The 12,371-nt window shown below is 63.7% G+C and carries 11 protein-coding genes; 4 read left to right on the forward strand and 7 right to left on the reverse strand.

Annotated features, from left to right (window positions below):
• Positions 1–16 precede the first annotated feature (16 nt).
• Positions 17–1,165, forward strand: coding sequence for a pyridoxal phosphate-dependent aminotransferase (locus tag CW305_RS02455; protein ID WP_104097021.1), 1,149 nt, complete (start codon positions 17–19; stop codon positions 1,163–1,165).
• On the forward strand, positions 1,153–1,947 hold the full coding sequence (locus CW305_RS02460) for an amidohydrolase (protein WP_104097022.1): 795 nt from the start codon (positions 1,153–1,155) through the stop codon (positions 1,945–1,947). Before CW305_RS02455 ends, CW305_RS02460 begins: the two co-directional genes overlap by 13 nt.
• 123 nt (positions 1,948–2,070) lie before the next feature.
• Here the strand turns inward: CW305_RS02460 and CW305_RS02465 are convergent, their stop codons facing one another.
• The 6 genes from CW305_RS02465 to leuA all read right to left on the reverse strand — a co-directional run bounded on the left by CW305_RS02465 (position 2,071) and on the right by leuA (position 7,965).
• Positions 2,071–2,448: a DUF2784 domain-containing protein gene (locus CW305_RS02465; protein ID WP_104097023.1), complete on the reverse strand. Its 378-nt coding sequence runs from the start codon at positions 2,446–2,448 to the stop codon at positions 2,071–2,073.
• Positions 2,449–2,452: 4 nt separating this feature from the next.
• The gene (locus CW305_RS02470; protein WP_014819478.1) at positions 2,453–3,079 is read right to left on the reverse strand and encodes a DUF2238 domain-containing protein; all 627 of its coding nucleotides are present in this window, start codon (positions 3,077–3,079) and stop codon (positions 2,453–2,455) included.
• Positions 3,080–3,161: 82 nt separating this feature from the next.
• Positions 3,162–3,893, reverse strand: coding sequence for an endonuclease (locus CW305_RS02475; protein WP_102833006.1), 732 nt, complete (start codon positions 3,891–3,893; stop codon positions 3,162–3,164).
• A 102-nt stretch (positions 3,894–3,995) separates the two neighbouring features.
• Entirely contained in the window at positions 3,996–4,850 is an 855-nt protein-coding gene (locus tag CW305_RS02480) for a carboxylate/amino acid/amine transporter (protein ID WP_104097024.1), read from the reverse strand.
• A gap of 89 nt (positions 4,851–4,939) precedes the next feature.
• A complete protein-coding gene (locus tag CW305_RS02485) occupies positions 4,940–5,995 on the reverse strand; it encodes an NAD(P)-dependent alcohol dehydrogenase (RefSeq protein ID WP_023446535.1) in 1,056 nt (351 codons plus the stop codon).
• A gap of 299 nt (positions 5,996–6,294) precedes the next feature.
• The gene (gene leuA, locus CW305_RS02490; RefSeq protein ID WP_104097025.1) at positions 6,295–7,965 is read right to left on the reverse strand and encodes a 2-isopropylmalate synthase; all 1,671 of its coding nucleotides are present in this window, start codon (positions 7,963–7,965) and stop codon (positions 6,295–6,297) included.
• Positions 7,966–8,273: 308 nt separating this feature from the next.
• Here leuA and CW305_RS02495 point away from each other — a divergent pair, with 308 nt between their 5' ends.
• Together CW305_RS02495 and CW305_RS02500 are read left to right on the forward strand one after the other, a co-directional pair.
• Positions 8,274–8,627: a DUF2946 domain-containing protein gene (locus tag CW305_RS02495; RefSeq protein WP_104097026.1), complete on the forward strand. Its 354-nt coding sequence runs from the start codon at positions 8,274–8,276 to the stop codon at positions 8,625–8,627.
• 53 nt (positions 8,628–8,680) lie between these two features.
• Positions 8,681–10,876, forward strand: a complete 2,196-nt coding sequence (locus tag CW305_RS02500) for a TonB-dependent copper receptor (RefSeq protein ID WP_104097027.1) — start codon at positions 8,681–8,683, stop codon at positions 10,874–10,876.
• Positions 10,877–11,041: 165 nt separating this feature from the next.
• Here the strand turns inward: CW305_RS02500 and CW305_RS02505 are convergent, their stop codons facing one another.
• Complete coding sequence (locus tag CW305_RS02505; protein WP_104097028.1) at positions 11,042–12,340, reverse strand: mechanosensitive ion channel family protein; 1,299 nt, start codon at positions 12,338–12,340, stop codon at positions 11,042–11,044.
• Positions 12,341–12,371 lie beyond the last annotated feature (31 nt).

Here is a 12,371-nt window from a genome sequence, read left to right on the forward strand (position 1 = left end):
TTGTCGGAAGGCTGACATGCTCATCAGTAAACTGCCCAACGTTGGCACGACCATCTTCACCACCATGTCCCAGCTGGCCGCGGACACGGGTGCGCTGAATCTCTCCCAGGGCTTTCCCGATTTCGATGGCCCCGACGCGCTGCGCGAGGCACTGGCCCGCCACGTCATGGCGGGACACAACCAGTACGCACCGATGACCGGATTGCCGGTCCTGCGCGAGCAGGTCGCGGTCAAGGTCGCCGGGCTGTACGGACGGAAAGTGGATCCTGCCACCGAGGTCACGATTACCCCGGGTGCTACCCAGGCGATCTTCTGTGCGATCCAGGCAGTGATCCGGCCGGGTGATGAGGTCATCGTCTTCGATCCCTGCTACGACAGTTACGAGCCGTCGGTGCAGCTGGCTGGTGGCGTCTGCATTCACCAGCAACTGAGCCTGCCGGATTTCCATATCGATTGGCAGCGCCTGGCCGATGCCATTACCCCGCGCACGCGAATGATCGTGCTGAATACGCCGCACAACCCCAGCGGTGCATTGATCGATGCTGATGATCTCGACCGTCTGGCGGCGTTGATCCGCGAGCGTGACATCTATCTGCTCAGCGACGAGGTCTACGAGCATCTTGTGTTCGACGGCCGCGAGCATGCCAGCGTGCTGCGCCACGATGAGCTCTATCAGCGCGCATTCGTCGTCAGCTCTTTCGGCAAGACCTACCATGTCACCGGCTGGAAGACTGGATACGTGGTGGCGCCGCCTGCACTCAGCAGCGAGCTGCGCAAGGTGCACCAGTACGTCAGTTTCACCGGTGTCACGCCGCTGCAGTGGGCGTTGGCCGATTTCATGGCCGAGCATCCCGAGCACATCAGCGAGCTACCGGTGTTCTACCAGGCCAAGCGCGATCTATTCTGTGACCTGCTGGCGGGCTCGCGCTTCAGCTTTACCCGTGCCACCGGAACCTACTTCCAGCTCGCCGACTATTCGGCTATCCGCCCTGATCTGGATGACGTCGCCATGGCTGAGTGGCTGACCCGCGAGCACGGGGTCGCGAGCATTCCGATTTCGGTTTTCTATCAGAGTCCCCCGGCCGATCTGAGGCTGGTGCGCTTCTGCTTCGCCAAACGAGAGGAGACGCTGCGTCAGGCGGCGGAACGACTATGCGCGATCTGAACAATCTGCCCGACCTCGAACTGGCGCTGGTGCAAACCAGCCTGATCTGGCAGGACGCTGCGGCCAACCGCGAGCGCTTCGCCGCATTGCTGGATCAGGCCAGCGGTGCGGACCTGATCGTCCTGCCGGAGATGTTCACCACCGGTTTTTCCATGGATTCGGCCGCGCTGGCCGAGCCGGAAGAGGGGCCGACCTACGCCTGGCTTCGCGCTCAGGCCGCGCGACTGGATACGGTGATCACCGGCAGCGTGATCATCGAGGCGGCCGACGGCAGTCACCGCAACCGACTGCTCTGGGCGCGCCCGGATGGTGAGGTGCTGCACTACGACAAGCGTCATCTGTTCCGCATGGCGGGTGAGCACAAGCACTACACGCCAGGGCAGCAGCAGGCGCTGTTCGAGGTGGACGGTTGGCGCGTGCGCCCGCTGATCTGCTACGACCTGCGCTTCCCGGTGTGGAGCCGCGATCCACACGGCACTGACCTGCTGCTCTACACGGCGAACTGGCCAGCCGCGCGCCGCGATGCCTGGAATCGTCTGCTGCCGGCGCGGGCCATCGAGAATCTGTGCTATGTCGCGGCGGTCAACCGGGTCGGCGAAGACGGCAAGGGCTATCCCTACAGTGGTGACAGCCAGGTGCTCGACTTCAAGGGTGACACGCTGCTGAACGGCGAAGAGCGTGATGCCGTGTTGCGCTGCACACTGCGCTCACGCGATCTGGCGGCGTTCCGCGAGCGCTTCCCGGCCTACCACGATGGCGATCAGTTCGAGCTCAAACCCTAGGACCGGACCTCGGGCGATAGCCTGCTGCACTAAGGTGAGGCAGCGAGTTGCTGCGCTAACGGCGGTAAGCGTGAACGGCTGTTGTGGGGAGGCTCCCACCCTGGCGCCCGGGCAAACCGCTGGTTAGTGCGTTGTGCTGTGGCGCCGTCGACGCCACAACAGCCAGCCATAGATCAGCAGATTGGCCAGCAGCACTATTGCCGCCAGCACATATTGCACCGGTATGCTCAGCCAGGCCGGGTAGATCAATGGCAGCAGGTAGTGCTCGATAAAGCCCGTCTCATACCCCGCGTCACCCGCCAGCCGTCGCAGCAGATTCTCCCAGTACGTCAGCGGACACGGCCTCCCGGTCAGCTCGACGAAAACGCCCCAGACGATCGCCGGAATGTGCAGCAACACGAAGCCGCGTTTCCATGCGACCAGCAAGCCGCCAAACAGCACGAAGAGAATGAACCCGAGGTGCAGGAGCAACAAGGCGTCCGCGCCAACTCGATAGAGCATTGGGCTACGCCGTCGCGTCTGCGCGACTCATGCCGCGGATCTGGCGATCCTGCAGGCGCGCCATGAGGGTGACGGACAGGAGAGCGCCGAGCATTGCCATGAACATGTCCGATTGGGTATCCCATGGATCGCCCTGGGTGCCGAGAAAATCCTCCGCGCCCTGCCCGGCGATAAGCGCCACCCACCATTCGATGAGCTCATAGAAGGCGCTGAAGGCCAACGCGACACAAAGTGCGAGAAAGCCGAGCATCTTTCCTGGCGCGACGAAGCGCAGGCGGAGCAGGATCTCCCGTGCCAGCAGCGCCGGCGTCACACCCTGAATGAAATGGCCGAGCTTGTCATAGGGGTTGCGGCTGAGGTCGAACCATTCCTGCACCCAGAATCCCGGTGGTACCCGCGCGTAGGTGTAGGTGCCGCCGAGGATCAGGATCAGCGCATGAACGGCGATCACCACGTAGAGCAGTCGCGTCAGCGGCAGGCGCTGGTGGCTCCACAGCAGCAGGGGCGCAGCGATCAGTACCGGAGCGACTTCCAGCAGCCAGGTGGCACGGTCATACGGAGCGATCGCGGAGCAGGCCAGCGCCAGCAGCACTACCAACCCCAGCGTTGAATAGAGTGTTCTGTCCTGCATCGAGTTAGCCGTCGTGATCGATCCAGACGGCAGCATGCCGGGGAGCCAGTCGGCCTGCAACCGGACGCAGGGTCAGGGCGCTTCAACCCTGGCGGGCGGGCGCCGCTGCCGAGCGGGAGATCGAACGTTTGCAGCGCCGCAGGTCGACGGCACCGACATAGGTATTGGGATTGCCCTGCACGCAGGCGATGCGCTGGTTGCGCGTGCGCTCCCATTCGCTGACCGGATGCTGGCGGTTCCAGATGTCGTACAGGCGCCGGTCCTGTTTCGACAGGCGCAGTTTGTAGCGCTCGCTCATGTACAGATAGGTGCGGGCGATGGCACCGCGGCTGTACTCGGGTGGCATGGCCGTGCGCTGCTTGAAGTTCACCACGAAGGGGCAGGCACCGTACTGGCTGGGCTTTTCGCTGAGCATGCCGAAGCCGAAGTTGCTGCGGTCGCCGTTCACCTCGCCGACCACCGGAACCAGGTTGTGCAGGTCGGCCTCGGCCAGGCTGAATATGGGGTCTTTGGCGGTGCACTGCTTGCGCCCGCCCTGTTGCCAGCACTGACGCTGATGGCCGATGACCCAGGCCGGGACGATATGCTCCCACTCCACCCGTTGAGCGCGCTTGGGCTGCTTGCGCGGGACATACCCGCAGCTGCGTAGGTCGATGCGATTGCCCTTGAAGCTGCAGCCGCAGTAGAAGTCCACCGGTCGGTCGGCATAGAGCGTCCAGGCGACCTTCTTCGCTTCGCGGAAGGTGCGAGGCGCATCGGCGTAAGTGTTGGTGCAGCAGAACAGAGCAAGCAGAAAGAGACTGAGGCGGCGCATGGAATTCTCGACAACTGAACGAGTGTCGCATCCATGCGCGGGCCGGCATCTTACCTTTCGTTTAAGTAAAAGTAATAAAAAACAATAACTTGCATGATGTCATCAGGCCTTCATACGGCCCAGGCGGTTGATCTGCAGAGAGGCGAGAATGATCGCGCCGCCGACGGCGAGCAGAATCAGGTTGGTCGTGGTGCCCCAGAACAGCAGGTTGAGCAGCAGGCCCACCGGCACGGCCATGTTGTTCATCACCGCCAGGGTGCCGGCATCGACCAGCGTCGCGCCCTTGTTCCAGTAGAACTGGCCCAGCGCGGTGGCCAGCACGCCCATCCAGATCAGTACGGACCACTGCGTCGTGGTAGTCGGCAGTTTCTCGACGTTACCGAACAGCAGCCACGCCGGCAGCACGATCAACAGTGCGCCGAGGAAGAAGTAGCCGAAGCGGCGATGCAACGGCACGTCGGAGGGGTACCGCTGCGCCAGATGCTTGTAGAACACCTGGCCGGCGGCGAACGTGAAATTGGCCAGCTGCATGAGCAGGAAGCCGCCGAGAAAATCGCCGGAAACCCCGTCGTAACGGATGAGCCCGGCGCCGAACACCGCGACGGCTGCCGCGACCAGCGCCCAGGGGTTGAAGCGACGGTTGAGCGCGTCGTCGATCAGCGTCACGTGCAGCGGCGTGAGCACGGTGAACAGCAGCACTTCGGCGACCGTCAGCACGTTGAAACTCATGTACAGGCAGAGATACGTCACGCCGAACTGCAGCGCGCCGACCAGGGTCACGCCGGCGATGAAGCCGGGGGCGACACCGCGCCAGCGGGTCAGCGGCAGGAACACCAGGCCGGCGAGAATCACTCGGGTCAGCACTGCGAAATAGCTGTCCACCTGGCCGGCCAGGTAGACGCCGATCAGGTTGAAGGAAAAGGCCCAGAGCAGGGTGACGAAGATCAGATAGCGCATACCGCCTCCACGACGAAGGCCGGCGACCTTAGCGGCTGCGCATGAAAGAGGGAAGGGCTGGCGCGCCCGCAGGCTCGCCAGCCGAGCGGTCAGGCCGCTTTCAGGGTGGCCATGTCGATGACGAAGCGGTACTTCACGTCGCTCTTGAGCATGCGCTCGTAGGCTTCGTTGATGTCCTGCATGCGGATCATCTCGATGTCCGAGACGATGCCGTGCTCGGCGCAGAAGTCGAGCATCTCCTGGGTTTCGGCGATGCCGCCGATCAGCGAGCCGGCGATGCGGCGGCGCTTGAAGATCAGGCCGAACACGCTGGGTGAGGGGTGCGGCGAAGCCGGTGCGCCGACCAGCGTCATGGTGGCGTCGCGCTTGAGCAGATTCACGAACGCATCGAGGTTGTGCGGCGCGGCAACGGTGTTGAGAATGAAGTCGAAGCTGTTGACGTGCGCAGCCATCTCCTCCTTGTTCTTCGACACCACCACTTCCGACGCGCCGAGGCGCAGCGCATCTTCCCGCTTGTCCGGCGAGGTGGTGAACAGCACGACCTTTGCACCCATGGCGTTGGCGATCTTCACCGCCATATGGCCAAGACCGCCGAGGCCAACTACACCGACCTTCTGCCCCGGGCCGACCTTCCACTGGCGCAGCGGCGAGTAGGTGGTGATGCCCGCGCAAAGCAGCGGCGCGACGGCGGCGAGGTTGTCGGTGTGGTTGATGCGTAGCACGTACTTTTCGTCCACCACGATGTTGTCGGAATAGCCGCCAAGGGTGTTCTCGCCACCGCCGAAGGCTGGACCGTTGTAGGTGCCGACGAAGCCGTTCTCGCAATACTGCTCCAGCCCCTCGCCACAGGAGGAGCAGCTGCGGCAGCTGTCGACCAGGCAGCCGACGCCGGCGATATCGCCCGCCTTGAACTTGCTGACGTTCGCGCCGACCGCGCTCACGCGGCCGACGATCTCGTGGCCGGGCACGGAGGGATACAGGGTGTTGTTCCACTCGTTGCGTGCGGTATGCAGGTCCGAATGGCAGACGCCGCAGAAGAGAATCTCGATCCGCACATCGTTAGGCCCAACTTCGCGGCGCGAAAACGAGTAGGGGGCGAGCGGGGCGCTCGGGTCGAGGGCGGCGTAACCGATGCTGTTGCTCATGACGGCTCCTTTGTTCGTTCGGGATTTGCAGAGGCCAAGCCTAATGGCACCGGAAACAGGAGCGTTTGCACAATCCTGCCGATGGCTGACGTGTTTCTGCCGAATTGCCGGGCCTGGCTGACTGAGTTGGGAGGGTATTGGGAGGCGAACAGTTCAGTCGCTCACCGCAGTCGGGCGCGACCTGCGACGCGTGGCGGCGTCGCAACAATGTGCCGGCGCCATCGGTGATGGCGCCGGCGGGACGAGCTTGCCGGCGTAGCGCTCAGGAATGGCGAGCCCGATGGGCTCGCCGCAGGGGCTCAGGCGGCCTGCTCCTGCGACTCTCGCAAGGCCCGGTTCATGGCACTGAACAGCGCACGGATGCTGGCGGTGGTGATGTTTTCGTCGATGCCGATACCGTGCAGCGGGCGCTCGCCGTCCAGGCGTACCTCGATATAAGCAGCGGCCTTGGCGTTGCTGCCGGCGCCGATGGAATGCTCGTGGTAGTCCATGATCTCCAGCTTCACTGGCAACGCGGCGACCAGCGCTTCCAACGGCCCCTTGCCGATGCCGCGCCAGTGAGCGATCTCGCCATCGGTCGCGACTTCCACATCCACCGCACTGGTGCCGTTCTCTTCCTGCAGACGATGGCCCTTGAGCGTGTACGGCGCGGTGGCCTGCAGGTACTCGGCTTCCAGCAGCGCGTAGATCTGCTTGGCACTCATCTCCAGGCCCAGGCGGTCGGTTTCCTTCTGCACCACCTGGCTGAACTCGATCTGCATGCGCCGCGGCAGGCTGATGCCGTATTCCTGCTCGAGCAGGAAGGTGATGCCGCCCTTGCCGGACTGGCTGTTGACGCGAATCACCGCCTCGTAGCTGCGGCCGATGTCGGCCGGGTCGATCGGCAGATACGGCACCTCCCAGACGCCTTCCGGGTCCTGCAGGGAAAAGCCCTTGCGGATCGCATCCTGGTGCGAGCCGGAGAACGCGGTATGCACCAGATCACCGACATAGGGATGGCGCGGGTGTACCGGCAACTGGTTGCATTCCTCGACCACCTTGCGCACGGCGTCGATGTCGGAGAAGTCCAGTTGCGGGTCGATGCCCTGGGTGTACATGTTCAGCGCCACGGTGACCAGGTCGACGTTGCCGGTGCGCTCGCCATTGCCGAACAGGCAGCCTTCGACGCGATCAGCGCCGGCCATCAGGCCCAGCTCGGTGGCGGCCACGCCGGTGCCGCGGTCGTTGTGGGTGTGCAGGCTGACCAGCACGCTGTCGCGACGGTCGACGTGGCGGCAGAACCACTCGATCTGGTCGGCGTAGATATTGGGCGTGGCGGCTTCCACCGTGGCCGGCAGGTTGAGGATCAGCTTCTGCTCGGGCGTCGGCTGGAACACCTCGATCACCGCGTTGCAGACTTCGACGGCGAACTCCGGCTCGGTGGAACTGAAGATCTCCGGCGAGTACTCGAAACGCCAGGCGGTTTCCGGGTTCTGCGCAGCCAGGCGCTTGATGATCTGTGCCGCGTTGACAGCGATGTTCACCACGCCGGCCTTGTCCTGATTGAAGACGATGCGGCGGAAACTCGGCGCGGTGGCGTTGTAGTAGTGGACGATGGCCTGCTTGGCGCCCTTCAGCGACTCGAAGGTGCGGGTGATCAGATCCTCGCGCGCCTGGGTCAGCACCTGGATGGTGACGTCGTCAGGGATGTGCCCGCCTTCGATCAGCTCGCGAACGAAGTCGAAGTCGGTCTGCGAAGCAGAGGGGAAGCCAACCTCGATTTCCTTGATGCCGACCTGCACCAGTGTCTTGAAGAAACGCATCTTCTTCGCGGCATCCATCGGCTCGATCAGCGACTGATTGCCGTCGCGCAGATCCGAGCTCAGCCAGATCGGTGCCTGGGTGATCGTCTTCGACGGCCAGGTGCGATCCGGAATGTCGATGGCCGGGAAGGCGCGATATTTTTTCGACGGGTTCTTGAGCATGGTCATGGCGTTTCCCCAGGTGAAGCTTGAGCAAGCAACTTGTTTGCCCAGTACGGGCAGTGGTTTATGGTGCAAAGCTATTGCTTCATGGTTGGGTCTTGCAAGTCGTGATAGAAAATTGATGGTTTATTGCTGTATTCAGACCTTGTAGGTGATTTGTGCTGGTCCGAAGGTGAAAAGAGAAGATTGATTGCTCGACTCTATTGCGGCCTCATGTCGCAGCGGCCGGGGCGAAAAGGCTGTGCGATCATCCCGCCACTTCATAGGGTCATGTCACGAAGGACACGCCGGTGACACGCAAACGGCTTTCGACAATGAGCATCTGGCTTGGCCTGTTCGCCATGCTGATGATTCATGTCGGCCCGTTGTTCTCCGCCGTCCAGGCCGCCCAGGCCAGTGCGCAGCCTCATCACCACGCCGAGCATGAGCCAACCGCCCACGGTCATCACGGCCAGGCACGTGCGGGCGATCCCGCCTGGCTGGCAGCGCTCGAACTCTGCGGCTACTGCGAGCTGTTGACGGTCAATCCGCCGCTCAGCCTGTCCGTCAATCTCGTGCTGCCTCGCCACGCGCCGGCTTACTTCCACCCACTTCCCGAGCAGCCGCAGGCTCCTGCGCTGCGCCGCAGCAGCGGCCACCCCCGCGCGCCACCGTCTATCCACTGCTGACCGTAATCAGCCGCCTCGTTGCGGCCTAATCACATGCAGAAGTGGAAGTTCTTATGTCCAGCATTACTCATGGCTGTACGGCGCGAGCGCGCCTGTCTGAGCGTTTTTCGATTCAACCATCCCGCCTGCGTTGGCAGTTCGCCCATGCCGCGCTGCTGGGAATGCTCGCCAGTGGCGCACTGGCCGCGGAGGCTGAGCATGCCGGCCATGCGGAGCACGCCGAAGCCGTTGAACTGGCGCCGATGGTCATTACCGGCGTCGGTCAGCAGTCCCCACTGACCGTGGTGACCGACCCCAAGATTCCCCGTCAGCCGATGCCGGCCAGCGACGGTGCCGACTACCTGAAGACCATTCCCGGCTTTTCCGCCGTGCGTAACGGCGGCGTCAACGGCGATCCGGTGTTCCGCGGCATGTTCGGCTCGCGCCTGAAACTGCTCTCCAACGGCGGCGAAATGCTCGGCGCCTGCCCGAATCGCATGGATTCGCCGAGCTCGTACATCAGCCCGGACACCTTCGACAAGCTCACGGTCATCAAAGGGCCGCAGAGCGTGCTCTGGGGGCCAGGCGCCTCGGCCGCCACCGTGCTCTTCGAGCGCGAGCCCGAGCAGTTCAGCGAGCCGGATTACCGCCTCAACGGCAGCTTGCTGACCGCCTCCAACGGTCGCTTCGACCGCAACCTGGACGCCGCCGCCGGCAACAGTCAGGGCTATGCCCGGCTGATGGCCAACAGCTCCCAGGCTGACGATTACGCCGATGGCAACGGCGATACCGTGCCATCGCGTTACGACAAGTGGAACACCGACATCGCCCTGGGCTGGACGCCGGATGCGGACACCCTGGTCGAGCTGACCGCCGGCCGCGGCGATGGCTACGCACGCTATGCCGGGCGCGGGATGGACGGCAGCCAGTTCCAGCGTGAGAGCCTGGGGCTGCGCTTCGAGAAGACCAATCTCGGCGAGACCTTCTACGGGCTGGAGGCGCAGGTCTACTACAACTACGCCGACCACATCATGGACAATTACAGCCTGCGCGATTTCGTGCCGTCGATGATGATGCCCAACCCGACGCTGTCGCGGGTCGACCGGCGTACGCTGGGTGGCCGGCTGGTCGGCACCTGGCAATGGACGGATGTCGAGCTCAAGGCCGGGGTCGATGCTCAGCGTAGCGAGCACCGCAAGGTCATGAACCCGGCCGGCGCCGCCAACCAGATGGTCACCGCTGCGGGAAGCGACACACTGCCCTGGGTGCCGGACGCGATGTTGCACAGCTACGGCGTCTTCGGCGAGCTGACCTGGCAGCTCAGCGAGCGCGAGAAGCTCATCAGCGGCCTGCGCCTGGACCTGCACGAAGCGACCGACGAGCGCGAGTTCTTCCGCAGTCATGACGCTTCGAGCATGCCCATCGTTTCCCGCAACTGGGACAACCCTACTGCCGGTGAAACGCGTCGCGACACGCTCTACAGCGGCTTCCTGCGCTATGAGGAGGAGCTCGTCAGCCTGCCCGCGACCTGGTATGCCGGCCTCGGCCATGCCGAACGCTTCCCCGACTATTGGGAGCTGTTCGTTTCCAATCCCGGCCCGGTGGGCACGCTGCAACCCTTTGACTCGGTGCGGCCGGAGAAGACCACGCAGCTGGACGTCGGCCTGCAATACGCCAAGGGGCCGCTGGAGGCCTGGGTTTCCGCCTATGCCGGCCTGGTCGAGGATTACATTCTGTTCAGCTATGTGCCCGGCGTAATGCCCGGCATGCTTCGCGCCGAGGTCAGCAACATCGACGCTACCATCGCTGGAGCCGAGATGGGCGCCAGCTACCGTTTCACCAGCAACTGGAAGGGTGATGCGAGCCTGGCCTATGCCTGGGGCAAGAACCGCAGCGACGATCGTGCCATGCCGCAGATCCCGCCACTGGAAGGACGTCTGGGCCTGACCTACGAGCGAGACAACTGGAGCACCAGTGGCCTCTGGCGCGTGGTCGCCTCGCAGGGTCGGGTCGCAGAGAACCAGGGCACGGTGGTCGGCAAGGACTTCGACGAGAGCGCCGGCTTCGGCGTGCTGGCGGTCAACGGCGCCTACCGGCTGAACAAGAACTTCAAGCTCAGTGCGGGCGTCGACAACCTGCTGGACAAGGCCTACAGCGAGCATCTCAATCTAGCCGGCAGTGCGGGCTTCGCCGATTACGGCCTTGAGCCCACCAGCCGAGTCAACGAACCGGGCCGCACCTACTGGGCGCGGGTCGACATGAGCTTCTAACGAGAGAACGGCGGTAAAGGAGCGAGGGTTCGCCTCGCTCCGGACGTAGGTTGGCGCTGAGGCGCGGGGCGTGCTGGAGCGGTTCGCGGCGCTGGCATCAGGGATGACGCATGGGCAGCGCTCAAGGCGGTTTCAGCGGCTTCGTGCCTCAGCGCCAACCTACGATTAACTTCTTTCCTCGGCCGGATGTCCTTCCGGTTGCTGCAATGCTGGCGCGCCCGGCTGGCGCAGTGAATCGCGCCAATCGCGCCAATCGCGTACATCGCCGCCGCTTGGGTGCTGGAATACCCGCAGACCGAATTCCGGCAGGATCGCCAGCAGGTGGTCGAAGATGTCCGACTGGATGGCTTCGTACTGCGTCCACGCCACCGTATTGGTGAAGCAGTAGATTTCCAGCGGCAGGCCGTCCGCAGTCGGGCTCAGCTGGCGCACCATCAGCGTCATGTTCTGGTGCACGCCGGGGTGGGCGCGCAGATAGCGCTCGACATAGGCGCGGAAGGTCCCGAGATTGGTCACCCTGCGGGTGTTGACCGGGTCCTGCCCACGCTCGGCGAGCTTGGCGTTCCACTCGTCGATCTCCTTGCGCTTGTTGACCAGGTAATCCTCCAGCAGGCTAAAGCGATACAGCCGCTTGCGCTCGTCGGCATCGAGAAAATGCACGCTCTGCTGATCCAGATACAGGCTGCGCTTGATGCGCCGGCCGCCGCTTTCCTGCATGCCGCGCCAGTTCTTGAACGAATCCGAGATAAAGCGCTTGGTCGGGATGCTGGTGATGGTCTTGTCCCAGTTCTGCACCTTCACGGTATGCAGCGCGATATCGATCACGTCGCCGTCGGCATTGAGCTGTGGCATCTCCACCCAGTCGCCGACGCGGATCAGGTCGTTGGAGGTGATCTGTACGCTGGCCACCAGCGAAAGCAGGGTGTCCTGGAAGATCAGCATCAGCACCGCCGCCATGGCACCGAGGCCGGAGAGCAGGATCAGCGGCGAACGGTCGATCAGAGTAGCGATGATGAGGATGGTGGCGATCGCGTAGATGACGATCTTCACCACCTGCAGATAGCCCTTGATCGGGTGCAGGCGCGCGTCCGGTCGGCGTTGGTAGACCACGTTGATGATGTCGAGTACCGCGCCGAGCGCCAGCGCGATGGTCAGCACGATGAAGCCGCCGCAGACGTTCTGCACCACGGTCACCGCGGCTTCCGGCAGGCCCGGTACGGTCGTCACGCCAAGCGATAGCACCAGTGCCGGGACGATGTTCGACAGCCGCTTGATGATGCCGAAATCCTGCAGTTCGCCATCGCGGGTGTGGCGCAGTAAACGGTAAAGGCCACGCACCAGGATGCGCTTGACGATCCAGTTGGACAGCCAGGCGGCGAAGATCAGCGTGGCACTGGCGAGCAGCGTCTGCAGTTCGGGGTGGGCTCTGAGCCAGTCCAGCCAGCCGGCCAGATCGTCAGACATGTGAATCTCCATTGAGAGGTGAGGGCGCGGC

Source organism: Stutzerimonas kunmingensis (assembly GCF_002929225.1).
Taxonomy (GTDB): Bacteria; Pseudomonadota; Gammaproteobacteria; order Pseudomonadales; family Pseudomonadaceae; genus Stutzerimonas.

What these genes read in the sequence shown, in the direction of transcription:
- CW305_RS02455 (WP_104097021.1), top strand. Translation starts at nt 17, where the DNA reads ATGCTCATCAGTAAACTGCCCAACGTTGGCACGACCATCTTCACCACC.
- CW305_RS02480 (WP_104097024.1), bottom strand. Translation starts at nt 4,850, where the DNA reads ATGCGCTATCTGATCTTCGTCACCCTGCTCTGGGCCTTTTCCTTCAAC.
- CW305_RS02495 (WP_104097026.1), top strand. Translation starts at nt 8,274, where the DNA reads ATGAGCATCTGGCTTGGCCTGTTCGCCATGCTGATGATTCATGTCGGC.
- CW305_RS02465 (WP_104097023.1), bottom strand. Translation starts at nt 2,448, where the DNA reads ATGCTCTATCGAGTTGGCGCGGACGCCTTGTTGCTCCTGCACCTCGGG.
- CW305_RS02485 (WP_023446535.1), bottom strand. Translation starts at nt 5,995, where the DNA reads ATGAGCAACAGCATCGGTTACGCCGCCCTCGACCCGAGCGCCCCGCTC.
- leuA (WP_104097025.1), bottom strand. Translation starts at nt 7,965, where the DNA reads ATGACCATGCTCAAGAACCCGTCGAAAAAATATCGCGCCTTCCCGGCC.
- CW305_RS02460 (WP_104097022.1), top strand. Translation starts at nt 1,153, where the DNA reads ATGCGCGATCTGAACAATCTGCCCGACCTCGAACTGGCGCTGGTGCAA.
- CW305_RS02500 (WP_104097027.1), top strand. Translation starts at nt 8,681, where the DNA reads ATGTCCAGCATTACTCATGGCTGTACGGCGCGAGCGCGCCTGTCTGAG.
- CW305_RS02505 (WP_104097028.1), bottom strand. Translation starts at nt 12,340, where the DNA reads ATGTCTGACGATCTGGCCGGCTGGCTGGACTGGCTCAGAGCCCACCCC.
- CW305_RS02475 (WP_102833006.1), bottom strand. Translation starts at nt 3,893, where the DNA reads ATGCGCCGCCTCAGTCTCTTTCTGCTTGCTCTGTTCTGCTGCACCAAC.
- CW305_RS02470 (WP_014819478.1), bottom strand. Translation starts at nt 3,079, where the DNA reads ATGCAGGACAGAACACTCTATTCAACGCTGGGGTTGGTAGTGCTGCTG.